This is a genomic window from Neorhizobium sp. DAR64862/K0K3, from assembly GCF_050500185.1.
GTDB lineage: Bacteria > Pseudomonadota > Alphaproteobacteria > Rhizobiales > Rhizobiaceae > Neorhizobium > Neorhizobium soli.
In genome coordinates, this window is the sequence record NZ_CP191449.1 from 2,732,344 (window position 1) to 2,757,578 (window position 25,235).

The following is a 25,235-nucleotide window of genomic DNA, read 5'->3' on the forward strand; positions in this document are numbered from 1 at the left end:
GTCACGCCGTTCGTGTTCAGGCTATTCGTCTTTGTCGAGCGGGATGCCGTAGAGTTCCAGCCTGTGTCCGACCAGCCGGAAGCCGAGTTCGCGGGCAATGCGCTCCTGCAGCGCTTCGATCTCCGCAGATTGGAATTCGATCACCGTGCCGGCATTGAGATCGATCATGTGATCGTGATGTTCTTCCGGCACCGTCTCGTAGCGAGAGCGACCGTCACGGAAATCGTGGCGCTCGATAATGCCCTCGTCCTCGAACAGTTTCACGGTGCGATAGACGGTCGAGATCGAGATCCGTGGATCGACCTTGGAGGAGCGACGATACAGTTCCTCGACATCCGGATGGTCGTCGGAGTCCTGCAGGATACGCGCGATCACCCGGCGCTGATCCGTCATGCGCATGCCCTTCTCGGCACACAGTTCCTCCAGATTTTTGGAAAGATCCGTCATGACGTTTTGGCCTTCAAATGCTCTCGTTTCATCACGAACTAACGAAGAACGCGGCTCATGACAAGCGCCGAGGAGCGTCGTCCATCGGCACCGGTATAATAGGCCGGGCGTTCGCCGACCTTTTTGAAACCCAGCCTGCCATAGAGCGTCACAGCGGCCTTGTTTTCGGCCTCGACCTCGAGAAACATTGTTTCGGCGCCGCGCGATGTCGCTTCGCGCAAGCCGGCCTGCATCAGCCTCCATCCGAGCCCAAGACGGCCAAACTTTTCGGGGACGGCGATCGTGAGAATTTCCGCCTCGCCGGCTGCTTCGCGCACCAGCACGAAGCCCCCGAAGGGTTTGGAAAAGAACGCGTTGGTCTGGCGTGCGACGAAACCGAACACGCCTTTCTGAAGAAGAAGATTCTGAAATTCGCCATCGTTCCAGCCGCGCGGAAAGCGCGCACCATGAAGCTCGGAAACTTCGACGCAGTCGGAGATCTCCATCGGGACGACTTCGAAAAACGGCTTCCAGCTGAGATAATCGTCAAACATCGGGCATTCGGTCGCGTGAAAGAATTGAACGACGCGGAGTTACGAGATCTGCCGCGCCAACGCAAAGCCTGTCTGCGGTTTTGCATCCGGTCCACGAAGATAAAGCGGTTTCGGCTTTTGCGAACCTTTCGGCTTTGAAGCCGCAAGTCTTGCAATGACGGCGATATCGAAATGGTCAGGCAGGACCGGCGCCTCGTGCGGGCGCCATGAGCCGGTGACATCAGCCGAAAGCTGGGCAATCAGGGCCGCCGCATCGTGCGGAGACAGCGCCGCGGGTTCGCTGAGCGCAACGCCTTCGGATGAGAATGCCTGGGCATAGACCTCGTCCCGCTTGGCATCCATGGCGGCAACAACGGGGCGTCCCGGATGCTTGGCAAGATGCGCTGCTGCGAGCGTTTCGAGCGCGGTGACCCCGACGCATTCCACATTGAGCGCCAGGGCCAGACCTCGGGCGGCGGCGACGCCCACCCGGATACCGGTGAACGAGCCCGGGCCGATGCCGACGGCAATGCGCTGGACGGATTGAAGTGGCAGGCCAGCGTCATCAAGCGCCTGGTCGATGATCGCCATCAGGCGCTCGGCATGACCCTTGCCGAGCGTTTCGGTGACGGCCGACAACAGCCTGCCCGACGCGCCATCATAGAGCGCGGCAGAACAATCAACCCCGGCAGTATCGATGGCCAGAACGAGCATGTGCGGAACTGTTTTTCGAAATCAGATGGCTTCGACTGCCTGCACTTCAGGCACGAAGTGCTTGAGCAGGTTTTGAACGCCATGTTTCAGGGTTGCCGTCGAAGACGGGCAACCGGCGCAGGCGCCCTTCATGTTGAGATAGACAGTGCCATCGCGGAAACCCTTGAAGGTGATGTCGCCGCCATCCTGGGCAACGGCCGGCCGAACGCGGGTTTCCAGCAGTTCCTTGATGGTCGCGACGAGGGTTTCGTCGTCGGCTTCGTAGAACTCGCCGTCCTCATCGGAATCTTCGGCAAGCGCAGAAGTACCGCCCATGACCGGCTGGCCGGACATGAAATGCTCCATGATCGAGCCGAGGATAGCCGGCTTCAGATGCTGCCATTCGGCGCTATCCTTGGAGACGGTGATGAAGTCGTAGCCGAAATAGACGCCGGTGACGCCGTCGATGCCGAACAGTCTGGCGGCCAGCGGAGACGCATCGGCCTCGCTCGCATTGCGGAAATCGGCCGTGCCCTTTTCCATGACGATCTTGCCGGGCAGGAACTTCAGGGTTGCCGGATTGGGTGTGGCTTCCGTCTGAATGAACATGATTTGTCTCCTTGACCCGTGCGCGCCAGCGGGCGCCGCAAACTTAGAACTCTTCCAAAGAAGATAGTCGCGATCAGCTTTTGGTTCAAGTGCGCCTTTCTGCCAATCCGGTCAAGAGAGAGGTCAGGCGAGCGCGTCGATTTCCTCGTCGGTCAGCGTATCCGGCAGAACGGTGACGGGAATGGGGAAAGCAGCACCCCTGCCCGCAACCGCTGAGACCAGCGGGCCCGGCCCTTCCTTGGTCGAACCGGCGGCAAGAACAAGAACGGCGATATCGCGGTCTTCCTCCACCAGCATGTTGATCTGCTCGGGCGCGCTTCCCTCGCGGATGACGATTTCGGGATCGATCCCGATCGTTTCGCGCACCCTCTGGGCGGCCTTCGCCATGATCGATTCCGCTTCTTCCATGGCTTCGGCGCGCATGATCTGCTCGACGCCGATCCATTGCTGGAAATCGCCATCGGGAATGACGAAGAGCAGCACCAGGCCGCCATTGGAATTCTTCGCGCGGCGGCCGGCATAGTGCACGGCAAGCTCGCATTCGGGGGTGCCATCGATGACCGCTATGAACTTGCGCCGATGTCCCTCAAGCCTGGAAAGCCGTTTCGAAACCATGCCGCCCCCTCAATTCCCGTCGGACGTTGTCGTTGTGGCGAAATTATACGAACCCGCGAAAATGAAAACCCGCCACGCGACCGTGACGGGTGCAAGATTTTCGCCGATGTTCCCGCTCAGCGCAGGAAGCCGACGATATCGAAGACTTCGCCCATGACCTTTTCGGCGCGGGCGCGGGCACGCTCGCCCCCATCACGCAGGATGGCATCGATATGGGTCGTGTCGTCCAGCAGGCGGCGCATTTCGAGCGAGATCGGCGCCAGGACATGAACGGCGAGGTCGGCGAGCGCCGGCTTGAACACCGAGAACTGCTGGCCGCCGAATTCGGCAAGCACATCCGCCTTGGTGCGATCGGCAAGTGCCGCGTAGATGCCCACGAGATTTGCTGCTTCCGGGCGACCTTCGAGGCCTTCGAGTTCGCTCGGCAGGCCTTCCGGATCGGTCTTCGCCTTGCGGATCTTCTTCAGGATCTCATCGGCATCGTCCATCAGGTTGATGCGCGACAGATCCGACGGATCGGATTTCGACATCTTCTTGGTGCCGTCACGCAAGCTCATGACGCGCGGGGCCGGACCATCGATCAGCGGCTCGACGAGCGGGAAATAGCCGTGGATCGGTTCTTCGCCGACAACCATGTCGACGCCGGTGCCGGTAGCCCGGATCTTGTCCTGGAAATCGATATTGAACTTCTGGGCGATATCGCGGGCAAGTTCCAGGTGCTGCTTCTGGTCGTCGCCGACAGGCACATGGGTGGCGCGATAGACGAGAATGTCAGCCGCCATCAGGCTCGGATAGGCGAGCAGTCCGAGCGAGGCGTTCTCGCGGTCCTTGCCGGCCTTGTCCTTGAACTGGGTCATCCGGTTCATCCAGCCGATGCGGGCGACGCAGTTGAAGATCCAGGCAAGTTCCGCATGCTGCGGCACGGCGGACTGGTTGAAGACGATATGCTTCTTCGGGTCGATGCCGGACGCGATAAAGGCCGCTGCGATCGAGCGGATCTGGCCGCGCAGATCGTCATGCACGAGCTGGGCCGTGATCGCGTGCAGATCGACGACGCAGTAGATGCAGTCGTTGTTTTCCTGCAGGGCGACGAACTTGCGGATAGCGCCGAGATAGTTGCCGAGATGGAGATTGCCGGTGGGCTGGACACCGGAAAAGACGAGCGGCTTGAAGCTGTTCATTCTAGATCCTCGATAGGCTGATGGAAGGCCTCAGGCCGTTGGACTTGCGCAACCTGACAAGTGTGCGTGCTTGCCGCTGCTGCGCCCCGCGGGCCATGTAGCTGATGGCCGGGCTTATGCACGCCCCGCCACGAGGGATCAAGAGGCTGCATCATCCGCGTGCTGAATGAGATCCCAAAGGTTGCCGTAGCAATCTTCAAACACTGCGACCGTGCCATAGGGTTCATGGCGCGGTTCTTCGATGAAGCGGACGCCTTTTGCCGACAACCGGGCGTGATCCCCGGCAAAATCGTCAGTTTTTAAGAAAAAACTTACCCGACCCGCCGTCTGGTTGCCGATCGCGTCCGTTTGGACGTCGCTGTCGGCGCGTGCCAGCAGGAGCGCTGCCCCCTCTTTGCCCGGCGGGCGGACCACCACCCAGCGCTTGGTCGCCTCCAAAGGGGTATCGGAGACAAGCTCAAAGTCCATGATTCCGCAGTAAAAATCGAGCGCCCGATCGTAGTCGTCAACGACCAGCGTGACCAGAAAAAGGGAACGGATCGACATTGAAGCACACCTTGTTTTGACGTGGCGGGAACCTGTCTTCGACGCTTCCTGCCTGGCCTGTCAAGAACGCCGAAGCAACCGCAAGGTTAACGCAGCTTAACCCCTGAGGCAGACAAATCCCACTTTGGGGCAAATTCCTCCATACTGAGGTCACTTTTCGGAAAGAAATACTCCCCCACCAAGTCGACCCCAATCGGTCGTGAGTATTTTCCGAGGTTTACCCGTATGCGCATCTTTTACCGCGTCGCGCTGTCCTGCTTCATGACGCTCTGCCTAACGCTGTCCGCGACCGCACAAGCCGCCGAAAAAGGCGAGAAACGCCGCAGCAGTTCTTTCAAACACGACTACTCTGCTTACTATACTGTCCAGCGCGTCAGCGTTCGGACCAACTGCTTTCCCGAGAAACTGGGCGCGATCCTTGCCCATATCGCCAAGGAGACAGGCAAGAAGCCGATGGTGACCTCCGGCCACCGTCCGCGCTCTGGAACGTCACAGCACAGCCATTGCTACGCTGCTGACATTCGCGTTCCCGGCGTTGCCGAAAAGAGGGTGCTTGCGGCAGCAGCGAGCGCCCCGGGCATCGGCGGCATCGGCCGCTACTGCAACGGCATCGTGCATGTGGATGTCGGCCCGCGGCGTGCCTGGGCGCATTGCGGCAAAGGTGGCAAGGGCAGCCTTGCAAGCCTGAAGCGCCGCGGAAAGTCCTGAGATCAGGACTCCGCCGGTGGTGGAACCGAAGACTTTGGCTTCCGCTTGATGTTTCGCCTGATCATGCCGAGATCGGCACCGCCGATCGCAAACGCGCAGGCGAAATAGACGACCATCGCAATCCCCAGAAGGCAGGCCAGAGCCAGCACCTGGGTCAACAGATGCGAGCCCGGCTGCAACCATGGGCTGGCATAGGGAAGCGCATAAAACAGGGCCGCCGCCATAATCCCTGTCGCGACGAGCAGCAAGGCAGTACGCCGGGCAAGCGCCCATTCCCAGACGAGATCACCCCGCCAGACCAGCGTCGAGAATAGCAGGATCGTGTTGATCCATCCGGCCGCGGCCTCCGCCGTCGCGATGCCGCGTTCGGCGATCATCGGAAACAGCGTGATGGCGAGGCCGGAGTTGATGACGACCGACACCATGGTAAAGCGCATCGGCGTTTTGGTATCCTCGCGGGCATAAAAGCCCGGCTGCAGCGCCTTGATCAGCACGAAACCCGGAAGACCGATGCCGTAGATCGCAAGGATCGAGGCGACGACGGCCGTGTTTTCGGCCGAGAACGCACCGCGCTCATAAAGCACGCGGATGATCGCATCCGACAGGATCCAGAGACCGGCAGCGGCAGGAAGCGTCAGGAACAGCACGAATTCGATCGAGCGGTTCTGGATGTTGCCGGCTTCCTTGACATGGCCGCCCTTCAGCGCCCGTGACAATTCTGGAAGAAGCACGACACCGACGGCAACGCCGACGACACCGAGCGGCAGCTGGTAGATGCGGTCGGCATATTGCAGGGCAGCGATTGCGCCTTCCTTGCCCGACGCAATCGCCTGGCCGATGATCTGGTTGATCTGGGTAATGCCGCCGGTGATCGCGGCCGGAACCGCAAGCCAGAGCAGGCGCTTGACGTTGGGCGTCATCTTGGGCCGGCGAAAGCCGATATTGATGCCCGCATGACGCACGCCCGCATAGACGACGCCAAGCTGCAACACGCCCGCAACCAGCACGCTCCACGACAGATACCAGGCGATTTCGCGCGGATCGGCGCCAACCCAGAGGCCGTAGAGAAGCGCTGCGATCATCACCACGTTCAAGAACACCGGCGCGATGGCGGCGGCAAAGAAATGATGCAGCGAGTTGAGCATGCCGCTCATCATCGCCGTCAGCGACATGCACATGAGATAGGGGAACATGACGACGGCCATGCGCACAGTCAGCGCCGTCTTTTCCGCGTCATCTGCAAAGCCTGGGGCAATGACCCACCGGACCAGCCAGGGCATGGCCAGCTGCATGGCGATGGTGATGATCAGTAGCGCGGAAAACAGGACGCCGAAGACCTCTTCGGAAAACCGCTTGGCTCCGTCGACGCCGTTCGCCTCGATTTCCTTGGAAAACAGCGGAACGAAAGCGGCGTTGAAGGCGCCTTCGGCAAACAGCCGGCGAAACAGGTTGGGAAACCGGAAGGCGGCGTAAAACACGTCTGCCATCGGCCCCGTGCCAAGGGCCGCCGCCATGAAGGTTTCACGGGCGAAACCGAAGATGCGGCTGCCGAGCGTCGCGCCGCCGACGGTTGCGAATTTTCTGGCAAGACTCATCGGTTTGGGCTCATCGGCTTGGTCTCATGCTGGGGAAGCTGGGATTGTTCATGTTCTGCCTGTGCGTTGGCATGCGTCGTTCGGCCGGCGCCCTGCCCCACAGTTTCTGCGGCGCAAAAGATCGGACCGAACGAAGCACCCGTTCAGCAGGGATAGCACCGGTGTCGTGTTTCAGACACCGACTTTCGACTTCCGCGGCAAGACATTCGCTCCGTCGGCAGCAGCCGGCTGAGGCGCGACGATACCATCCGGCATGGCTTCCTGAAGCTCGTCTTCCTGTTCCGCCATGACCGCCTTCAGCCGGGTGATGATATTGCCCTGGCGGTTCTCATTGGTCACCTTGTGACCGACGAGATCGGTGACGTAGAACGTATCGATCACCTTTTCACCAAACGTGGTGATACGCGCCGACTGAATATCCAGCGAGAGATCGGCAAGGGCCGCGGTGATTTCCGCAAGCAGACCGGTCCGGTCGAGGCATTCGACCTCGACGACGGTGAACTTGTTGGAAAGCCCGTTGGAGATGATCGCGGACGGTGGGATATCGAAGGCCTTGTTCTTGTTCTTCTTGGCTTTCGCGCGGATGGCGATGACTTCCGGCAGTCGCTTCTTGCCGGCAAGCACGTCCTCGATCATCCGTCCGATCGTACCGCCACGGCGCATCTCGTCGTCATCAACCGCAAATTCGCGGTTGATGTGGATCGTATCGAGCGCGCGGCCATCGGAGGTGGTGAAGATCTGCGCATCGGCGATGTTGGCACCCGCTGCCGCACAGGCGCCTGCGATGATCGACAGAAGACGCGGATGGTCGGGCGCCAAAACCGTGATCTCGGTGATCGCCCGGAAACTGTCGGTGCGAACCATAGTGGCGAGCGGCTTGCCGGCCTTGTCGGTTTCGCGGATGAAACCTGCGTGGCGAACCTGGTCCTCGACGGGCACGGAGAGGAGATACGGCTGGTAATGGAGCTTGACCAGCGCCTCGCGGTCCTGCTGGCTCCAGTCGGACAGGGCGTTGGCGAGATCTTCCTCCGCCACCTTGGCCCGCTCCTTGCCGGATGCTTCCGAGAAGCCGCCGGAGAGACGCAGTTCCGTTTCATAGTAGAGGGTGCGCAGAAGCTGACCCTTCCAGCCGTTCCAGACGCCCGGGCCGACGGCGCGGATATCGCAGATGGTCAGCACCAGCAGCAGCTTCAAGCGATCGAGCGACCGGACTTTTTCGGCAAAGTCGGCAATGGTCTTGCGATCATGCAGATCGCGGGTCTGCGCCGTCATCGACATGATCAGGTGTTGCTCCACCAGCCAGACGACGAGTTCGGTCTGTTTCGGGTTGAGACCGAGACGCGGGCAGAGTTTGCGCGCGATTCGGGCGCCGGCGATCGAATGATCCTCCTGGCGGCCCTTGGCGATGTCGTGGATCAGAACTGCGACGTAGAGCGCCGCGCGCTCCTCGATCGTCGGCATCAGCTTGTTGGCGAGCGGATGCATGTCCGCCGCTCGGCCGTGATCGATCTCCGACAGCGCATCGACCGAGCGGATCAGGTGCTCGTCGACCGTATAGTGGTGATACATGTTGAACTGCATCATCGCCACGACCTTGCCGAATTCGGGAATGAAGCGGCCGAGCACGCCGGCCTCGTTCATTCGCCGCAGCATCAGGCCGGGATCCCGCCTAGAGGTGAGGATGGAGAGAAAGAGGCGGTTCGCCTCGTCGTCTTCGCGCAGGGCACTGTCGATAAGCGAAAGCGATCGGGTGATGCTTTTCAGCGCGTCAGGATGCAGTTCCAACCCGGTCAGGTCCGCCACGTGGAAGAAGCGGATCAGGCTGACCGGATCGCGCTTGAAGACGCCCGGATCAGCCAGCGTGATGCGACCGCGGTCCTCCACGAATTCGACGGAGCCGGCGATCTTGTGCAGCCGTTTGGTGAAGCGCGAGATGACGCGCTGGGTGAGGCCCGGTGCGGCCTTCGCCTGCTGGTCCTCCAGCGCTGCGCAAAGAATGCGGGTAAGATCGCCGACGTTCTTCGCGACCAGGAAATAGTGCTTCATGAAGCGTTCGACGGAGGAGAGGCCAGGCCGCGCGTTGTAACCGAGGCTTGCCGCGATATCGCGCTGAATGTCGAACGACAGACGTTCCTCTGCCTTGCCCGTCAGAAAATGCATCTGGCAGCGCACCGCCCAGAGAAAGTCGTCGGCCTTTTCGAAGGACCGTGCCTCTTCGCGCGAGAGGACGCCGAGCTTGACGAGTTCGGTCGTTTCGCGGACGCGGTAGTAATATTTGGCGATCCAGAACAGCGTGTGCAGGTCGCGCAGGCCGCCCTTGCCCTCCTTGACGTTGGGCTCGACCAGATAGCGTGTGTCGCCAGCCTTCTTGTGGCGCTGGTCGCGCTCGGCAAGTTTGGCGGCGACGAATTCCGGACCGGTGCCGGCGACGACTTCCAGATCGAAGCGCGACATCAGCTGATTGACCAGCGCGCCGCTGCCGCAGATCGGGCGGCATTCGAGAATGGCGGTGCGGATCGTCATGTCGGTTTTCGACAGGCGAATGCATTCCTCCACCGTGCGGGTGGCATGGCCGACCTTGAAGCCCATGTCCCACAGGAGATAGAGCAGGAATTCCACCGCCTTGCGCATGGCATCGGAATTCTTTTCGGGCAGCAGGAAAAGAAGATCGATATCGGACCCCGGCGCCAGCGTGCCGCGGCCATAACCGCCGGTGGCGGCAACGGCGATCTCGCGGCCTTCCGGATAGAGGCTCTCGGTGATGGTTTCATTGAGGACGCAGATCAGCTGGTCCTGGATCCAGGATATGCGGCGGGCGCAGCGAAGACCGCTGCCATCCTGGCTCAGCAGTTCGCGTGCCTTTTCGCGACCGTCGACACTGGCCTGCCGCAGGATCGGCAGGAGAGCTGCCCGCGATTCCAGCAGCGGCCGATCCTTGGTTCCGAGCGCCTCGCGGCATTTCGTCTGCAGGCCGGCGACGTCCATCAGTTCGGAAAAATCGATATCGTGACGATGATCTTGTCTTGTTGCTTGCTTGGCCATGTCTTCCTGCCGGTGCCCGCCCTCTCCATTCCCGATGGAGACGACGACGGATTTCGGGCACCTCCCCTAAAGCGCTTCAGGTCCCTGCGGCCCTGCCCCATACGCTTTAGCTCATTTTTCTTGCGCAGCCGTTACCGCACAGTGCTCCGCATGTGAGCGGCGTGCTTACCACGGTTACGGCTTGACGGCGCCAAGTTGTTTGTTCGCGACCGGAACGTCAAGCCCGATATTGCCCGGGTCTGCGATAGACTTCGATCCGCTGCGCCACTGACGCGGGCTCATGCCAGTGATGCGGCGAAACTCGCGGTTGAAGTTCGACTTGGTCGAAAACCCGACATCGAACATGATGACCGTCGCCGGCCGGCGGGTTTCGCGAAGCAGCAGACATGCTTCCGCGATCCGGCGTCTGTTGACGAACTGCGAGATGTTGAGGCCGGTTGCGCGATTGATGGCAACCGACAGATCCCGCGCAGGGACGCCGGCCTTGCGGGCCAGTTTCGCAAGACTGAGGTTTTCGTCGCGGTAGAGACCGTCCCGATCCAAAGCCTCTGTCGCGCGCTGGACGAGACGCTCATCCTGTGGATTGGCTTCCGGTGCCTTCCCGTTCGGCAGCGGGCTTTCTGCAGCTTCCGGTGCAAAATAGTAGATGCCGGTTACCACGAGAACGACGATGTTGATCGCCGTCAGGACAAGCGGAATGTCGTCCCTCCCGTTGAACGTCGTGTAGACCGAGAGGGCGGCATCGCTGACTGCGAAAAACAGCATCAGCGCGGCCGTCATTCTTGCGGCCCGCAAGGCGGGATGCATTCGCTGAAGGCTTGCTTCGACCATAAGATCGGAGCTTTCGGAACGGGTCAGCCGCCAGAGCGCGACGCCGTAGAAGAGAAAGATCGCCAGCAGGAGCGGATCGACCAGGATCGGTACAAAAAAGACTGAAGCGCCGACGCAAAGCGGTGCGGCGAGGTGGCGCCAGGGCGCAGATCGGCCGCCGCCGGAAAGCGACTGGAAGGCGAGAAACGCAAGCGGCGGCATGACGGAGGCGGTGACCGGCTGAACCGGTGCGAGTGCCGTTATGCCGTAGCCGAAATGAAGGCCGACGACCAAGCCTTGGGCCGCATAGAGAACGACAAATGCGATGAAGTAGCGACGGCTTCCCGGCACGTCGACGCCTTTGAGGCTGTGATAGAGCGCAAGGGCAAAGACGATACCGACCAGAAACGGCAAAGGGATAGAGAGCACTGCAGTGACCCCGGCGGTAAATGGCCTGAAACATGTTTGAGGTCCGACCATATCACGATCGAGGTCGAAAGGCAGGCAGATACAGGCGCAAGGGTGGTGCCGTTCACAACCCCGATGGAGATTTCCATGGCTCTGCCCCTACCCCGCCTTCGCCTTGCAACCCTTGCCCTGATCGGTTTCGGCTAATCCGCAACCGCCTTGCCGGCCCTCGCCTTCGAGGCGGGAACCCAGTGGATCCAGATCAATCCGTCGCATCGAACCCAACCCGAGAGAGTGCTGATCACCTATCCGGCAAAGGCCGACGGCGATCCCTATAGGCTGGGCGCCGATGCTCTGTGGGTCGGCGTGCCTGCTCGCCGCAATGCCAAGCCTGTGCAGGAGAAGTTTCCGCTGGTCATTCTGAGCCATGGCTCGGGCGGCAATGCAGCGGGGCTGGGCTGGCTTTCGACAGAACTCGCGCGCAACGGCTTCATCGTTGCGGCACCCAATCATATCCATTCGACATCAGGCGATTCCATTCCAGTGGAAAGCTTCAAGATATGGGAGCGGGCACAGGATGTTTCAGCCCTGATCGATACACTGACGACGAGCGCCACGTGGAGCGCGCTTGTCGACAAGGAGCGGATCGGCGGCATCGGCTTTTCGCTCGGGGGCACCACGATGATGCTGACCGCCGGTGCCCGCGCGTCGCTTCAGACCTTTGTCACCCATTGCGCGGAGGCAGGCGGCAAGGATGCGGGCTGCAACTGGTTTCAGAAAGGCGGGGTGGATTTTTTCCAAGTCGATCGGGAGGCATTCGAAGGTGGTTATGGCGACAAGCGCGTTTCAGCGGTGATTGCGGTCGATCCGGGTTTTGCCATGGCTTACCAGAACGAAAGTCTTGCCGGCATCGATAGACCAATGCTTTTCATCAACCTCGGCGAAGGCGACGGCATCATGTCCGGCACCAACGCCCAGTCGCTGGCGGTCGATATTCCGGAGGCCAACTACGCGCTAGTTCCCGGCGCAAACCATTTCTCGTTCCTCAGCATCTGCAACGCGAATGGAGCAGAATTGCTGAAGCAGTATGAGGATGATCCGGTTTGCGATGAGGTGAGCGACATCCCACGCGAAAAGCTGCATCAGCAGATCTTCTTCAATATTGCCGTCTTTCTTCGCAGAACGCTGCTGGAACGCTAAGCGCTCAGCCGACGGCAGGACGGAGGCCTTCCGACAGGGCCTCCTTCACCGCGAGTTCCGCCATGGCGAGCGTTGCTTCGCGGGTTCTGGCGGCGGCGATAAAGCGGCCGTTGTGGCAGAACGTGGCGCCTTCGACGCCGGATGCGGCTTCCAGATCTGCATTGGTGAGGCCGGCCCATGCGGCGGGGAGATCGGCGCGCAGTTCGAAACCGTCATCGGCACGGCGGATGCCGGTGACGCACCAGTCCTTGTCGCGCGGGTGGACGACGAAGAGAAGCTGATCGGCGCCAGCCTTCAGGATGGCGGGGCGGAATGGCATGCCCATCGGCAATTCGAGGATGCGACCCTCGCCGGCCTTGGCAATGGCGTCCAGAACCAGCGTCTCTGCCCGCAGCTTTGCCGCGCGCTGGGAAATACCGGCTTCGACAAAGGCGCGGGCAATGACAAGCGCTGCATGGAAGGCGCGATCATCGGCGCCTTCGTCCTTTTCGTCGAAGGCGGGCTTCAGGGTTTCGAGAAGCGACGGCAGCGTCAGGCCGGCCATCGGACCTGCGACCGAGGGGCTGAGCGCGCCATTATCCATCAGGTCGATCGGCAGCACGAACTTGGTGTCGAAGGCTGCGTGCACCGCCTCGACATGGGCTTCCGGTACGCCGAAGGCGAGCAGGTAATCGCGGCCGTAGTGCTTCCAGATCAGGCCGAAGGAACTGAACGGCGCGCCGTCATCTCGCAAGGGCGCACCGCGCTGGTGATGATCGAAAATCTGCGCCTGCGCGTCGAAGGAGCCGCCGACGTCGTAGATGATGCGGTCGCCACCCGGCGTGATCCATTCGGGAGCCCGGCTGCGGACGATGCGTGCATCGGGGAACAGCCGCGTCAGGATGACACTGGACAGGAGTTCGTCGGCATGGAAGCCACCGGAATGGGTGACGAGATAATCTGGAGTCATGCCGCGATCAGCCTTTTCTTTCAATGGAAAGAATCAGATAGCCGGAGCGGAGGGCCTTCTCAAGCGCTGAGGTGTGGTTTCGGGAGAATGCGTCAGGAAATTGCAGTAATTTCGAGTTCATGACCGTTTACGGTCACGACATCGCCGACCGACTTGCCCAGAAGCGCACTTGCAACGGGAGAAACGTAGGAGATCGAACCTTCCTTCGGATCGGCCTCATCCTCGCCGACGATGCGATAAGCCTGCTCGCGGCCGTCGTCACGGCTGAAGCGCACCGTGTTGCCGAAGGCGACGACTTCAGTCGAAACCGGTGCAGGGACTAGCTGAGCGCTGTGCAGCCTCTCGGCGAAGTAGCGGAGGTCGCGCGCGGGACCTGCGGCCTGGCGGCGGCGCTCGTTGACGTCCTCAACCGTGTTGGCCGCGTCAAAAGCCTCCTTTGCGGTACGAAGCTGCGCCTCGAGCGCCTTCAGGCCGGCCTCGGTGACGAGGTTGGGATACGACGAGACGGGCCTGTCCGGCAGTTGGGTTTCCGCTGCGGTTTCGGCACTTTCTTCCTTCACGAAGGCGACGCTCACGTGCGTGTTCCTTTCAACTGAGATGCGGCCTTACTTGGCCGCAAGTTGCTTCTTCAACGCATATAGGGCGTCGAGCGCATCGCGCGGGCTCATTTCGTCCGGATTGATGGCTTTCAGCGCTACCTCGACCTTGGACGGACCGCGCTTCATCTCATCTTTCCTCACCGCCACCTGGAATAGCGGCAGATCGTCGATGAGCTGGCTTGCGGGGTTCTTGCGATCGCTGTCCTCAAGCTTGGTCAGCACATCTCGGGCACGGGCGACAACGCTGTCGGGCAGGCCGGCAAGCCGTGCGACCTGGATACCGTAGGAGCGATCGGCAGCACCGGGTCCGACTTCATGCAGGAAGATGACCTCGCCGTCCCATTCCTTGACCTTCATCGTGGCATTGGAAAGGCGGTTGAGCTTTTCCGAGAGCACGGTGAGTTCGTGGAAATGGGTGGCGAACAGCCCACGGCAGCGGTTGCCTTCGTGCAGGTGCTCGACTGCGGCCCAGGCAATCGACAGGCCGTCGAAGGTTGCCGTGCCGCGGCCGATCTCATCAAGGATGACCAGCGAACGGTCCGTCGCCTGGTTGAGGATCGCTGCCGTCTCGACCATTTCGACCATGAAGGTGGAACGGCCGCGGGCAAGATCGTCGGAGGCTCCGACGCGGGAAAACAGGCGGTCGACGATGCCGATATGGGCGGACGCGGCGGGCACGAAGGACCCCATCTGGGCAAGGATCGCGATCACCGCGTTCTGGCGCAGAAACGTCGATTTACCGCCCATGTTGGGGCCGGTGAGAAGCCACAGGGCACCGAACTCGTCGGTTCCGGCAGGCGAAAGATCGCATTCGTTGGCGATGAACGGGCCTGATGACTGACGGCGCAGCGCCTGCTCGACCACCGGGTGGCGACCGCCTTCGATCGCGAACATGCGCGACGCGTCGACTGCCGGGCGGCGGTAGTCCCACTCCTCGGCGAGCATCGCAAGGCCGACTGCAACGTCGACGATGGCAAGCGCGCGGGCGCCGGCCTTGATGGCTTCGGCTTCGGCGGTCACGGCCTCGACCATGAGACGGAAGGCTTCGAGCTCGATCGTCAGGGCCTGGTCGGCGGCGTTGGCGATGCGGCTTTCGAGATCGGCCAGTTCGGTCGTGGTGAAGCGCATCGCATTCGCCATGGTCTGGCGGTGGATGAAGCGCGCCTTGCCTTCCGGCGTATCGGTCATCGGGCCGGAATTGCCGGCGGTTACCTCGATGAAATAGCCGAGCACGTTGTTGTGCTTGATCTTTAGCGACTTGATGCCGGTCTCTTCGGCATATTGCAGCTGCAGCCCGGCGATGACCTTGCGCGACTGATCCCGAAGTGCGCGGACCTCGTCCAGTTCGGCACGTGCACCATCCGCAAGAAAGCCGCCATCGCGCTTGAGAAGCGGAAGGTCTTCCGCAAGTGTGGTGCCAAGCAGGGTTTCGAGTTCCCCCGGCAGCATCTTCAGATCATCGAGCGCTTCCGACAGTTCCTGCGGCAGCATGGCACCACTGAGGAAGCTTGCAACGCCACGCGCTGCTTCAAGGCCAGCAAGGATCGCGCCGAGATCACGCGGGCCGCCGCGATCGAGCGCCAGACGTGACAAAGCGCGCGGCATATCCGGCACGTGTTTCAGCGAGGAGCGCAGATCCGAACACAGGCCCGGCTCGTCCCCGAGGAAGGAGACGGAATCGAGCCTTCGGTTGATGCGGTCCGGATCCGTCAGCGGCGACATCAGCCGTTCGGCCAGAAGCCTTGCACCGCCGCCGGTGACGGTTCGGTCGATCGCTTTCAGGAGCGTGCCTTCGCGCTCGCCTGACAAGGTTTTCGTCAGTTCCAGATTGCCGCGGGTGGCTGGATCGATGAACAGCGTCGAGGCGCCGCTTTCGCGCTCCGGCCGGCCGAGCGGCGGGCGCTCCGCCATCTGGGTCTTTTCCACATAGGCGATGGCAGCTGCGGCCGCTGCCATTTCAGCGCGGGAAAACGTGCCGAAGCCATCTAGCGTGCCGACGCCGAAATAGCGCGCGATGCGGCCTTCCGAGGTGGCGCTGTCGAACAGGACCGAAGGCTGCGGCACAGCGACGCGGCCAAGCACGTCGAAGACCGGCTTCAGTTCCGCATCGTGAAACATCGTATCCGGCATGATCAGTTCGCGCGGCTCGATCCGCAGGATGTCGGCCAGCAGGCGCGACGGCTCGGTTTCCGCCAGCCGGAAGACGCCGGTGGAGATATCGATCCAGGCAAGCGCCATCAGCGGTTCGGCAGCGCCCTTGATGCGGGCAAGCGTCATCAGGTAGTTGGATTCCGAGGCGACGAGCAGCTTTTCCTCGGTGATTGTGCCGGGCGTGACGAGCCGCACGACATCGCGTTTGACCACCGATTTGGAGCCGCGCTTCTTCGCTTCCGCCGGATCTTCCACCTGTTCGCAGACGGCGACGCGGAAGCCGAGCATGATCAGCCGCTGCAGATAGTCATCCGCTGCATGCACGGGTACGCCGCACATCGGAATGTCCTGCCCCATATGCTGGCCTCGCCTGGTCAGCGTAATGCCGAGCGCGCGCGAGGCATCGATCGCATCCTCGAAGAACAGCTCGTAAAAATCGCCCATCCGATAGAACAGCAGCGATCCGGGATTGTTGGCCTTGATCTCGATGAACTGTTCCATCATCGGCGTTGCCGACGCGCGGCTTTCCTCCGAAGCCAGCTGGTCGGTCGTCAGGGCATCGAGCGTAGGTCTTTGAAAATGGGTCACGGCACCAATGTTTGTTGCGCAGATTTATTGTTGCGTCTGGAAAGAGGCGACACTATCGGTGATGACCCTTGAATTACAACATCCCCCGCGACCTCGAGGGGCGCTGCCCACAAAAAGCTGGAGAGGCCAATGCCCGCAAACGACAAGACGCCGGAAAAGAACACGCGCAACAGAGCGTCGGTGACCGAGCAGGAAGCGCTTGATTTCCACTCGCAGGGCCGTCCCGGCAAGCTCGAGATCACCCCGACAAAGCCGATGGCGACGCAGCGCGACCTCTCGCTGGCCTATTCGCCGGGTGTCGCCGTGCCGGTTCTGGCGATCGCCGCCGACCCTTCCAAGGCCTACGACTACACGACGCGCGGCAACATGGTGGCCGTGATTTCCAACGGCACGGCAATCCTTGGTCTCGGCAATCTCGGTGCACTGGCATCCAAGCCGGTCATGGAAGGCAAGTCTGTCCTGTTCAAGCGGTTTGCCGATGTGGACAGTATCGATCTCGAGGTCGATACGGAAAACGTAGACGAATTCATCAACTGCGTTCGCTATCTCGGCCCGTCCTTCGGCGGCATCAACCTTGAGGACATCAAGGCGCCGGAATGCTTCATCATCGAGAGCCGTCTGCGCGAACTGATGGACATCCCGGTTTTCCATGACGACCAGCACGGTACGGCGATCATCGCCGCCGCCGGTCTCATCAACGCGCTGGAACTCACCGGCCGCGACCTCAAGACGACGAAGCTGGTTTGCAATGGCGCCGGTGCTGCCGCGATCGCCTGTATCGAGCTGATCAAGGCGATGGGCTTCAACCCTGCCAACATCATCCTCTGCGACACCAAGGGCGTGATCTACCAGGGTCGCACCGAGGGTATGAACCAGTGGAAGAGCGCCCACGCCGTCAAGTCCGACAGCCGGACGCTGGAAGAGGCCATGAAGGGTGCCGACGTGGTGTTCGGTCTTTCCCAGAAGGGTGCGTTTACCGAAGCGATGATCCGCTCGATGGCGGACAAGCCGATCATTTTCGCGATGGCCAATCCCGATCCGGAAATCACGCCGGAAGAAGTGGCGCGGATCCGCGACGACGCGATCATGGCGACCGGCCGCTCGGACTATCCGAACCAGGTCAACAACGTGCTGGGCTTTCCCTACATCTTCCGCGGTGCGCTCGATGTGCGAGCCCGCCAGATCAACGATGCGATGAAGATTGCCGCCGCGCAGGCGCTGGCCGATCTTGCCCGCGAGGACGTGCCTGATGACGTGGCTGCCGCCTACCAGGGCAACCGCCCGCGTTTCGGGCCGCAATACATCATTCCCGTGCCGTTCGATCCGCGGCTGATCTCGGCCATTCCCGTCGCCGTTGCCAGAGCTGCAATGGAAAGCGGAGCAGCGCGTCGCGACATCACCGACCTTGACGCCTATGGTCGCGAGCTTTCCGCCCGCCGCGACCCGATCGCTGCAACGACGCAAGGTATCTACGACCGGGTTCGCCGCTTCCCCAAGCGCGTGGTGTTTGCCGAAGCCGAAGAAGAGCAGGTCATGCGGGCCGCGATCTCGTTCTGCAGCCAGGGTCTCGGCACCGCCATCCTGCTCGGCCGCGACGATGTGATCCGCGAGACGGCGGAAAAGGCCGGTATCGACCTCGAACGCCCCAGCATCGAGATCATCAACGCGCGCATTTCCAAGCGCGTCGATACCTATATCGACTTCCTCTACGCCCGCCTGCAGCGCCAGGGCCTGCTTCTGCGTGACGTGCAGCGGCTGATCCACCACGACCGCAACCATTTTGCCGCGACCATGGTGGCCGTGGGCGATGCGGATGCGATGGTAACCGGCACGACGCGCAATTATGCGACCGCTCTTTCCGACGTGCGCCGCTGCATCGACGACAAGCCCGGACACAGGGTGATCGGCGTGTCGATCGTGGTGGCCCGCGGCCGGACGATCTTCGTGGCCGATACCGCCGTGCACGACATGCCGACTGCCGAGCAGATCGCCGACATCGCCGTGGAAGCCGCGCGCGTCGCCAAGCGCATGGGCTACGAGCCCCGCGTGGCGCTGCTTGCCTATTCCACCTTCGGCCAGCCGATCGGCGAACGGTCGGAGCGGGTCCGCGAGGCGGTGAAGATCCTCGACGGACGCCGGGTGGATTTCGAGTATGACGGCGAGATGGGTGCCGACGTGGCGCTTAATGCCAGCCGCATGGAGCAGTATCCGTTCTGCCGCCTCTCCGGCACGGCCAACGTGCTTGTCATGCCGGCCATCCATTCGGCCTCGATCGCCACCCGCATGCTGCAGGAAATCGGTGCCTCGACGCTGATCGGGCCGCTTCTGGTCGGTTTGGATAAATCGGTGCAGATCACCCAGATGGGCGCCAAGGACTCCGAAATCGTCAACATGGCGGCGATTGCGGCCTATAACGCGGGCTCCTGAGCGACCCCGCGCCGACGCATTTGTTGAAAGCTTCAGCCGATCGGATTAGGGTGTTTCATCTGGTCCGATCGGAGTTCCCTTCTCATGAAGACCGTCAGCATTCAGGAAGCCGAAGAAAACCTGTCGCAGCTTGTCGAGCAAGCTGCGAACGGGGAACCGTTCGTCATCGCAAAGGCGGGCAAGCCGCTGGTGACGGTGGTTGCTGTGAGCGGGGCGGCGACACCCGAGGTGACCGCGCCCAAGAAACGGCGGATTGGATTTTTGAAAGGACAAATTTCTGTCCCTGACGATTTCGACACCGTGTTCGCCAAGGAAATTGAAGACATGTTCCACGGCGACGGGAAGTGAGGGCGCTTCTCGACTCTCACCTTCTGGTCTGGATCTCGGAGGACTCGCCCAAACTGCCGAAATCGGTGCGGGAAATGATCGAAGACGATCGCAACAGTTCTTTTTCAGTGCGGTCAGTCTCTGGGAGGTGGCGATCAAAAGCGCGCTCGGCAAGACCAGCTTTCAAGTTGACGTCCGACAACTCCACTCAAGCCTCCTCGAAAACGGCTATGCGGAGTTGACCCTGAGCTCCCGACACGCCTTTGCGCTCGAAACGCTTCCGCCCATCCACAAGGACCCGTTCGACCGCATCCTCATCGCGCAGGCGATGATGGAGGATATGGTGCTGCTGACATCTGACGAGATGTTGGGGCGCTAGGGGGACGGATCAGGCTCGTTCTCTAGTTCGCGAAGCGGCCGGCGTCGGCGCCGAAGTAGTTGATGTAGCGGCCGGAGATCGAGGCGATCGGTAGCACGATCAGCACATCCGTGGTGTTGAAAGCCTGATCGACGACAGCTCCCATTCCGATCATGGCGCCGAGGCGAAGGTAGCCCTTGACCAGCGGTGGCATGGCGGAAAGCGCCTGGCGCGGATTGATCGCCTCGGCCGGCATCAGATCCATGTTGCGATTGAGATCAGGCAATGCGTGGACCATCCACTCGTCCTTCACCAGCGCATTGTGATGGAGGAAGGACAGCGCCAGCGCGTGTTCTTCCGGACGCACGCCGGGGAAAGAGGCGCAGCCGAACATGGCATTGACACCATGCTTCAGCGCATAGGCCCAGTTGCCCTGCCAGAGCAGTTCGACGGTGCGTTTGGTGCGGTAGTCGGGCAGCACGCAGGAGCGGCCGAGTTCCATGAACTGCTTGTCGGGATGGCGGGCGAGAAGTGGCGCGATATCGAACTCGGACGTCGAATAAAACCCGCCATTCGCCTCAGCGACGCTCTGGCGCAGAAGCCGGTAGGTTCCGACGATCTGGTCTTCGATTTCACCGTCTATCGCGTTGTCGACGACAAGCAGATGGTCGCAGATCGCATCGTAGCTATCGATATCCCGTCGAAGCCGCATCGCCTCGGGCTCGATCGTGGCGCCCATCTCCTCGACGAAGACGCGGTAGCGCACGGCCTGGGCGGCATCGATTTCGCGCAGGTTGCGGGCAAGCCGCGTTTCCAGCGTGCCGATGCGACCGAAGACATCGCTACCAACGCGGCTATTTGCCGGATCAGCAGCCGGGGCCTGCTTTGTCTCAGAGGTCAATGTGCGGTTCAGGAGTTCGATAGCCATGGTGATTCTTCCCGTACCGGTTGGATCACCCGCGTTTAAACATGCATCTGCAACAAGAGCGTGACAGATATCGTCACAATAGGAAGTGGTGCAAGGCCCGTCAACGCGACTGTCAAGACGTGCTGGAAGCCTGCGCAAAAAGGCGCAATTCCTCAATCAGAACAGCCGGATCGAGCGGCTTCTGGAGCACTTTGCAGGCGCCCTGATCGATGACTTTGCGCCGCGCCTCGCCGCGGCTTTCGGCTGTCAGCACCATGACGGGAACCGGCTGCAGCGCGGTTCTGGAGGCGGCAGAGATGAGATCCATGATGTTGCCGCCGGGCATATGCATGTCGCAGAGAACGACATCCGGACGGCTTTCGCCAAGGGCTTCGATGAGACTTCCGAAATCCTCCACGGAACGAACCGTGTGCCCTGCCTTGCGCAGAACCGCGGCGACCAGAAGCGCACTGACGGGATCGTCTTCTCCGAGAAGAATATCGAGGGCCTGACCGGCTTCCCGCTTGCGATCGACCGAGTTTGAATTTTCAGGAGCCGGCACGTCCATTACCGGGCGGTCGCGGGCGCCAAAACCACGCATGCGGCCACTGAGGACATCGACCAGCGATTTTTCGCGCAGCGGCCGGATCAGCCAGGCATCGAAATATTCCTGGGGTTGCGACGCCCTTTCCTCCGGATTGACCAGTAGAATACGGTGCAGCGGCGCGTGCGACGGTTCCCACGCGTAGTCGGAGGCCAGTCGGTGATCGACGATGAGATCGGTATAGGGCGAGCCTGTCGCTTTGGCCCGATCGATCAATAGCTGCACCTGGGCGGGATCGGACACATGCCTCCCACGGCCGCCGAGTGTTTCGATGCTGGAAACGGTCGCAAAGGCGGCCGGACCATCTGGCGCGAGCAGAAGCACGCGAGAGCCAAACAGCGAGCGGTTGCGAACGGCAGCACCGGCCGGCGCATCCTCGGCCAGACGCATGGGGTAGCGGATAGTGAAGACGCTGCCATTGCCCTTGCGGCTGGAGACCGACAGCGAGCCGCCGAATTCGGCGAGGATGCGCGAGGCGATGCCAAGGCCGAGACCTGTGCCGCCGCTGCGCGTTTCCGCCGATCCTGCCTGTTCGAACGCACCGAAGATCCGGGTCTGCTCTTCCTCGGTCATGCCCGGGCCGGTATCGGCAACAGAAATCGCCACGGTCTCGTTCTCGATGAAGGCTCGAACCAGCACGCCGCCTGTGGTCGTGAACTTGACGGCGTTGCCGATGACGTTGAACAGAACCTGGCGAATGCGGGCAGGATCGAAGTCGAGAAGCTCCGGCACGGCGGCGGATACGGTGGCGGCGATCTCGATCCGTTTGCCATGGGCGCGGGGAGCGAGCATTTCCACGACACCTTCGATCAGCTGGCGCAGATCCGCTGCACGGTTGTTGAGACGGAACCGGCCGGCCTCCATCGTGGAATGATCCAGCAGATCTTCGACCAGTTGAGCCAGGGCGTAGCCGGACTGGCGGATACCGCTCAAGTAATTCTGCTGCTCCGCCGTCAGCTTCGTCTGACCCAAGAGGTGGGTCATCCCAAGAATGCCGTTCAGTGGCGTTCGTAGCTCATGGACGACGTTGGCGATCTGCGGAGAGCCCGAGACGTCGGCAGCAATGGCCTGTGGGCGGCGCCATTTGAGGATTTTTGTGAAGAGTGCGCGAAGAGCGCCTGGATGTCTCTGGACGTTCGCCGCGACCGGCTGCTCCGGCGTGCGGGGCACTCCATTCCATGCGGCGTCGTCAGACCCGTCCTTCGGCGCGAGCGACGTGAAGGCCTGTGAGATACGGTTCTGTATTTCGGCGATGTCGCGCATACGGAAAGATTACCCGAGGTTTCCTTCCGAAGTCTTAGATCAATCCGGTAAAATTATGCCAATCGCTCGATTTCGCAATTATCCGTCGAGCAAAATTACTTCTGCTCGTCTACGGATGCCGCCGCTTTGGGACCGAACAGCTCGTCGACAATGACGAGACCTGCACCGACGCTGATAAAACTGTCCGCGAGATTGAACACGGCAAACGACCAGGTGGCGGTGTGAAACAGGATGTAATCCACCACATGCCCGTAAACGATGCCATCGATCAGATTGCCGATCGCACCGGCGATGATCATCGCATAGCCGAGATGGGCAAAGGGCCGGTCCTTGGGCGTGCGGCGCCAGAGCCACAGCACGAAGGCAACGATGACGAGGCGCATGCCGATGATGAATTCGCGCTCCATGCCGGACAGAAGCGAGAAGGCTACGCCCATATTATAGGTGCGGTAGAGCGCCAGAAACGGAATGACCGGCACCATCTGCTCGAGCGGCAGCGAATTTTCGACGGCGATCTTGATCGCCTGGTCGAGCAGCACGGCGATGATGATGAAGATGACCGCACTGATGGGTCGCGACAGGAGACCAACGCGAGCGGTCATTATTTATCCTCCAGCGTCAGCAGATGGCGGCGGGCTTCAAACAGCATGACGGCCGTCGCGACCGCGAGATTGAGCGAGTCCGCCCTGCCCTGTTGCGGAATTTTGACCGTGCGATCGGCGGCGCGCGCAAGGCTGTCTGGCAGCCCGGACTGCTCGTTGCCCATCAGGAGAACGACCGGTTTGCGGGTATAGTCCGCAGTGCGATAATCCACGGCGCCGGCCAGATGGGTGGCGACGACGCTGACGCCCGCTCCCTTTTGCCAGTTCAGGAATTCTTCCGCCGAGCAGCGGATGACCGGCATCGCAAAAATCGAGCCCATTGTGGCGCGTACGGTTTCCAGCGAAAACGGGTCGGTGCTTTCGCCGACCAGAAGAACGGCGGAGGCGCCAGCGGCATCGGCCGTGCGGATGATCGTGCCGAGATTGCCCGGATCGCGGACGCGGTCGAGCGCGACGAATGTCTGCTCAGCCTGAGGCTTCAGATCGGCAAGCCGTGCCCAGCGCTGCTCGAAAATACCGACCACCATCTGCGGATTGTCGCGGCGCGTGATCGACGACAGGACCTTTTCGCTGACCTCGAGAACGAGGCCGCCATCAGCAACGGTCTTTGCCGCAACCTGTTCGACCAGCGGCTTGGCCTTGGCAGCCTTGGCATAGACGAGCGTGCGGATTGTCCAGCCGAGTTCCAGCGCATCGATGACCAGTTTCAGCCCCTCCGCCATGAAGGCACCGGCTTCTTCCCGGTGCTTCTTGTCGGTGAGAAGCTTGATGTCCTTGATGATGGGGTTGGCGAGCGAGGTGACTTCCTTCACCTGCCCGACGCGCCGTGGCCCGTTTCTGTGAAAATTATCGCTCATGCGGGTACCCAACGGCTGAAAAGAGAGGTGGAAAGCGCGCGGCCATGGACTTTGCCGTCAAGGCCCGCTTCCCGGATGACGAGTTCGCCCGATTCCACCACGCCATCTGCGCCGCGCATGGTTTCGCGCATCAGTTCATGGATGGAATAGAAGCTGGCGCGGATCGAATAGGCGGTCAGCACCAGGCCGACGGCCTTGGGCGACAGGAGTTGGCGGCAGACATCGAGCATCAGCGGCAGATGATCGAACAGATGCCAGACCTCGCCATTTGGACCGCGGCCGAATTTCGGCGGGTCGGTGAGAATGATATCGTAGGTGTTGCCGCGGCGTTCCTCGCGCAGGATGAACTTCATCGCGTCTTCGCAGATCCAGCGGATCGGTGCCTTTTCGAGACGCGACAAGGCCTGGTTCTCGCGACCCCAGCCGATCGCCTTTTTCGACGCATCGACATGGGTGACCTCAGCGCCGGCTGCGGCCGCCACGAGCGACGCGACACCCGTATAGCCGAACAGGTTGAGGACTTTCAGGGTGCGTCCAGCCTTGGCGGCTTCCTCGACGCGATCCTTCATCCACTCCCAGTGGACGATCTGTTCCGGAAACACGCCGACATGGCGAAATGCGGTGAAGCGGCCGTGGAAATCGATACCGAGAAGGGCGAGCGGCCAGGTTTCTCCAAGCGTCTGCGCCGGAAAGCGCCAGCGGCCCATGCCGTCTTCATCCGTATCGCCGGTAAAGATCGCGTCGGCATTTTCCCAGATATCGTCGGCAAGCGTCGGCTGCCACAGGGCCTGGGCTTCCGGGCGCACGACGCGGTAATCGCCGTATTGCTCAAGCTTCAGGCCGCGGCCGGTGTCGATCAGGTGGAAATCGCCGGCGCCGGACGATTCCAGAATGATCGGCACGCGTTCGGCTGGCAGATCGCCGCTGCGGGCAAGAAGCGGACGCGTTTCGACCGGTACGTGCGGTTGTGCCTGTGGCCTGTCAGGACGGCGCGACTGGGTGGTTTGGGCTTCGGCCCGACCTTCCGAGCGCGCAGCCTGGGGGCCGGTCGACCTGGTACGGGTTGCGACAACGGCCGGACGGCTGCCCGCTTCGCTGCGGCGCTTGTCCGGGCTTTTGGCAGGCGACTTAGGCGCGCCCTTGGCTGCTGGCTTCTCCGGGCGCTTGCCGGTCGGCCGCCTTTCCTTGTTCTTCACTGCGATCATCCGCTCGGGTTCTTGTCTTTCGCAGCAGATAG

Annotated in this window: 24 protein-coding genes; 5 read left to right on the forward strand and 19 right to left on the reverse strand. The window is 61.6% G+C overall.

Features of this window, described 5'->3' with window-relative positions; translation table 11 throughout:
- Nucleotides 1–21 precede the first annotated feature (21 nt).
- The 7 genes from ACQY1L_RS13220 to ACQY1L_RS13250 all read right to left on the reverse strand — a co-directional run bounded on the left by ACQY1L_RS13220 (nt 22) and on the right by ACQY1L_RS13250 (nt 4,603).
- Nucleotides 22–447, reverse strand: a complete 426-nt coding sequence (locus tag ACQY1L_RS13220) for a Fur family transcriptional regulator (protein WP_062454001.1) — start codon at nt 445–447, stop codon at nt 22–24.
- A gap of 38 nt (nt 448–485) precedes the next feature.
- On the reverse strand, nt 486–980 hold the full coding sequence (locus tag ACQY1L_RS13225; RefSeq protein WP_092663734.1) for a GNAT family N-acetyltransferase: 495 nt from the start codon (nt 978–980) through the stop codon (nt 486–488).
- A 39-nt stretch (nt 981–1,019) separates the two neighbouring features.
- The gene (gene tsaB / locus ACQY1L_RS13230) at nt 1,020–1,673 is read right to left on the reverse strand and encodes a tRNA (adenosine(37)-N6)-threonylcarbamoyltransferase complex dimerization subunit type 1 TsaB (protein WP_430241135.1); all 654 of its coding nucleotides are present in this window, start codon (nt 1,671–1,673) and stop codon (nt 1,020–1,022) included.
- A gap of 21 nt (nt 1,674–1,694) precedes the next feature.
- Entirely contained in the window at nt 1,695–2,261 is a 567-nt protein-coding gene (locus tag ACQY1L_RS13235) for a NifU family protein (RefSeq protein ID WP_062454004.1), read from the reverse strand.
- Nucleotides 2,262–2,384: 123 nt separating this feature from the next.
- Nucleotides 2,385–2,876 (reverse strand): universal stress protein, encoded by a 492-nt coding sequence (locus ACQY1L_RS13240; RefSeq protein ID WP_062454005.1) that lies wholly within the window; start codon nt 2,874–2,876, stop codon nt 2,385–2,387.
- Between the two features lie 116 nt (nt 2,877–2,992).
- Nucleotides 2,993–4,057, reverse strand: a complete 1,065-nt coding sequence (trpS, locus tag ACQY1L_RS13245; protein ID WP_092663740.1) for a tryptophan--tRNA ligase — start codon at nt 4,055–4,057, stop codon at nt 2,993–2,995.
- Nucleotides 4,058–4,195: 138 nt separating this feature from the next.
- Complete coding sequence (locus ACQY1L_RS13250) at nt 4,196–4,603, reverse strand: VOC family protein (protein WP_430241138.1); 408 nt, start codon at nt 4,601–4,603, stop codon at nt 4,196–4,198.
- Between the two features lie 225 nt (nt 4,604–4,828).
- Between ACQY1L_RS13250 and ACQY1L_RS13255 the strand changes: the two genes are divergently transcribed.
- Entirely contained in the window at nt 4,829–5,311 is a 483-nt protein-coding gene (locus ACQY1L_RS13255; protein ID WP_430241140.1) for a YcbK family protein, read from the forward strand.
- Between the two features lie 2 nt (nt 5,312–5,313).
- Here the strand turns inward: ACQY1L_RS13255 and murJ are convergent, their stop codons facing one another.
- From murJ to ACQY1L_RS13270, 3 genes are all read right to left on the reverse strand, one after another.
- The gene (gene murJ / locus ACQY1L_RS13260; protein WP_430241142.1) at nt 5,314–6,906 is read right to left on the reverse strand and encodes a murein biosynthesis integral membrane protein MurJ; all 1,593 of its coding nucleotides are present in this window, start codon (nt 6,904–6,906) and stop codon (nt 5,314–5,316) included.
- Between the two features lie 171 nt (nt 6,907–7,077).
- A complete protein-coding gene (locus ACQY1L_RS13265; protein WP_430241144.1) occupies nt 7,078–9,948 on the reverse strand; it encodes a [protein-PII] uridylyltransferase in 2,871 nt (956 codons plus the stop codon).
- A gap of 174 nt (nt 9,949–10,122) precedes the next feature.
- Nucleotides 10,123–11,187 carry a helix-turn-helix domain-containing protein gene (locus ACQY1L_RS13270; RefSeq protein ID WP_184654165.1) on the reverse strand — a complete coding sequence of 355 codons (1,065 nt, stop codon included), beginning with the start codon at nt 11,185–11,187 and terminating at the stop codon, nt 10,123–10,125.
- Between the two features lie 198 nt (nt 11,188–11,385).
- On the opposite strand from ACQY1L_RS13270, the gene ACQY1L_RS13275 reads away from it, so the two are divergent.
- On the forward strand, nt 11,386–12,366 hold the full coding sequence (locus ACQY1L_RS13275; protein WP_430241146.1) for an alpha/beta hydrolase family protein: 981 nt from the start codon (nt 11,386–11,388) through the stop codon (nt 12,364–12,366).
- 4 nt (nt 12,367–12,370) lie between these two features.
- On the opposite strand, the gene ACQY1L_RS13280 is transcribed toward ACQY1L_RS13275, so the two are convergent.
- The 3 genes from ACQY1L_RS13280 to mutS all read right to left on the reverse strand — a co-directional run bounded on the left by ACQY1L_RS13280 (nt 12,371) and on the right by mutS (nt 16,569).
- On the reverse strand, nt 12,371–13,315 hold the full coding sequence (locus ACQY1L_RS13280; protein ID WP_430241148.1) for an MYG1 family protein: 945 nt from the start codon (nt 13,313–13,315) through the stop codon (nt 12,371–12,373).
- A gap of 92 nt (nt 13,316–13,407) precedes the next feature.
- Nucleotides 13,408–13,890, reverse strand: a complete 483-nt coding sequence (gene greA / locus ACQY1L_RS13285) for a transcription elongation factor GreA (RefSeq protein ID WP_430241149.1) — start codon at nt 13,888–13,890, stop codon at nt 13,408–13,410.
- 30 nt (nt 13,891–13,920) lie between these two features.
- Nucleotides 13,921–16,569 carry a DNA mismatch repair protein MutS gene (mutS, locus tag ACQY1L_RS13290; protein WP_430243960.1) on the reverse strand — a complete coding sequence of 883 codons (2,649 nt, stop codon included), beginning with the start codon at nt 16,567–16,569 and terminating at the stop codon, nt 13,921–13,923.
- A gap of 213 nt (nt 16,570–16,782) precedes the next feature.
- On the opposite strand from mutS, the gene ACQY1L_RS13295 reads away from it, so the two are divergent.
- Together ACQY1L_RS13295 and ACQY1L_RS13300 are read left to right on the forward strand one after the other, a co-directional pair.
- Complete coding sequence (locus ACQY1L_RS13295) at nt 16,783–19,080, forward strand: NADP-dependent malic enzyme (RefSeq protein ID WP_430241151.1); 2,298 nt, start codon at nt 16,783–16,785, stop codon at nt 19,078–19,080.
- An 84-nt stretch (nt 19,081–19,164) separates the two neighbouring features.
- Entirely contained in the window at nt 19,165–19,428 is a 264-nt protein-coding gene (locus tag ACQY1L_RS13300) for a type II toxin-antitoxin system Phd/YefM family antitoxin (protein ID WP_430241153.1), read from the forward strand.
- Between the two features lie 16 nt (nt 19,429–19,444).
- On the opposite strand, the gene ACQY1L_RS13305 is transcribed toward ACQY1L_RS13300, so the two are convergent.
- A complete protein-coding gene (locus ACQY1L_RS13305; RefSeq protein WP_430244050.1) occupies nt 19,445–19,615 on the reverse strand; it encodes a hypothetical protein in 171 nt (56 codons plus the stop codon).
- Between ACQY1L_RS13305 and ACQY1L_RS13310 the strand changes: the two genes are divergently transcribed.
- Nucleotides 19,556–19,786 carry a type II toxin-antitoxin system VapC family toxin gene (locus ACQY1L_RS13310; RefSeq protein ID WP_430241155.1) on the forward strand — a complete coding sequence of 77 codons (231 nt, stop codon included), beginning with the start codon at nt 19,556–19,558 and terminating at the stop codon, nt 19,784–19,786. The two genes, ACQY1L_RS13305 and ACQY1L_RS13310, sit on opposite strands and share 60 nt — an antisense overlap.
- Nucleotides 19,787–19,808: 22 nt before the next feature.
- On the opposite strand, the gene ACQY1L_RS13315 is transcribed toward ACQY1L_RS13310, so the two are convergent.
- From ACQY1L_RS13315 to ACQY1L_RS13335, 5 genes are all read right to left on the reverse strand, one after another.
- Nucleotides 19,809–20,693, reverse strand: a complete 885-nt coding sequence (locus ACQY1L_RS13315) for a GNAT family N-acetyltransferase (protein WP_113109391.1) — start codon at nt 20,691–20,693, stop codon at nt 19,809–19,811.
- Between the two features lie 112 nt (nt 20,694–20,805).
- The gene (locus tag ACQY1L_RS13320; protein WP_430241157.1) at nt 20,806–22,539 is read right to left on the reverse strand and encodes an ATP-binding response regulator; all 1,734 of its coding nucleotides are present in this window, start codon (nt 22,537–22,539) and stop codon (nt 20,806–20,808) included.
- 95 nt (nt 22,540–22,634) lie between these two features.
- The gene (lspA, locus tag ACQY1L_RS13325) at nt 22,635–23,141 is read right to left on the reverse strand and encodes a signal peptidase II (protein WP_062578843.1); all 507 of its coding nucleotides are present in this window, start codon (nt 23,139–23,141) and stop codon (nt 22,635–22,637) included.
- Nucleotides 23,141–23,998 (reverse strand): TrmH family RNA methyltransferase, encoded by an 858-nt coding sequence (locus ACQY1L_RS13330; protein WP_092663760.1) that lies wholly within the window; start codon nt 23,996–23,998, stop codon nt 23,141–23,143. Before ACQY1L_RS13330 ends, lspA begins: the two co-directional genes overlap by 1 nt.
- On the reverse strand, nt 23,995–25,194 hold the full coding sequence (locus ACQY1L_RS13335; protein WP_430241160.1) for a class I SAM-dependent methyltransferase: 1,200 nt from the start codon (nt 25,192–25,194) through the stop codon (nt 23,995–23,997). Before ACQY1L_RS13335 ends, ACQY1L_RS13330 begins: the two co-directional genes overlap by 4 nt.
- Nucleotides 25,195–25,235: the final 41 nt, after the last annotated feature.

Coding starts and splice junctions, on each gene's coding strand:
- mutS (WP_430243960.1), bottom strand. CDS start 16,569: ATGATGGAACAGTTCATCGAGATCAAGGCCAACAATCCCGGATCGCTG.
- ACQY1L_RS13220 (WP_062454001.1), bottom strand. CDS start 447: ATGACGGATCTTTCCAAAAATCTGGAGGAACTGTGTGCCGAGAAGGGC.
- trpS (WP_092663740.1), bottom strand. CDS start 4,057: ATGAACAGCTTCAAGCCGCTCGTCTTTTCCGGTGTCCAGCCCACCGGC.
- tsaB (WP_430241135.1), bottom strand. CDS start 1,673: ATGCTCGTTCTGGCCATCGATACTGCCGGGGTTGATTGTTCTGCCGCG.
- ACQY1L_RS13265 (WP_430241144.1), bottom strand. CDS start 9,948: ATGGCCAAGCAAGCAACAAGACAAGATCATCGTCACGATATCGATTTT.
- ACQY1L_RS13295 (WP_430241151.1), top strand. CDS start 16,783: ATGCCCGCAAACGACAAGACGCCGGAAAAGAACACGCGCAACAGAGCG.
- ACQY1L_RS13300 (WP_430241153.1), top strand. CDS start 19,165: ATGAAGACCGTCAGCATTCAGGAAGCCGAAGAAAACCTGTCGCAGCTT.
- ACQY1L_RS13255 (WP_430241140.1), top strand. CDS start 4,829: ATGCGCATCTTTTACCGCGTCGCGCTGTCCTGCTTCATGACGCTCTGC.
- ACQY1L_RS13250 (WP_430241138.1), bottom strand. CDS start 4,603: ATGTCGATCCGTTCCCTTTTTCTGGTCACGCTGGTCGTTGACGACTAC.
- ACQY1L_RS13315 (WP_113109391.1), bottom strand. CDS start 20,693: ATGGCTATCGAACTCCTGAACCGCACATTGACCTCTGAGACAAAGCAG.
- ACQY1L_RS13240 (WP_062454005.1), bottom strand. CDS start 2,876: ATGGTTTCGAAACGGCTTTCCAGGCTTGAGGGACATCGGCGCAAGTTC.
- lspA (WP_062578843.1), bottom strand. CDS start 23,141: ATGACCGCTCGCGTTGGTCTCCTGTCGCGACCCATCAGTGCGGTCATC.
- murJ (WP_430241142.1), bottom strand. CDS start 6,906: ATGAGTCTTGCCAGAAAATTCGCAACCGTCGGCGGCGCGACGCTCGGC.
- ACQY1L_RS13235 (WP_062454004.1), bottom strand. CDS start 2,261: ATGTTCATTCAGACGGAAGCCACACCCAATCCGGCAACCCTGAAGTTC.
- ACQY1L_RS13320 (WP_430241157.1), bottom strand. CDS start 22,539: ATGCGCGACATCGCCGAAATACAGAACCGTATCTCACAGGCCTTCACG.
- ACQY1L_RS13330 (WP_092663760.1), bottom strand. CDS start 23,998: ATGAGCGATAATTTTCACAGAAACGGGCCACGGCGCGTCGGGCAGGTG.
- ACQY1L_RS13225 (WP_092663734.1), bottom strand. CDS start 980: ATGTTTGACGATTATCTCAGCTGGAAGCCGTTTTTCGAAGTCGTCCCG.
- ACQY1L_RS13280 (WP_430241148.1), bottom strand. CDS start 13,315: ATGACTCCAGATTATCTCGTCACCCATTCCGGTGGCTTCCATGCCGAC.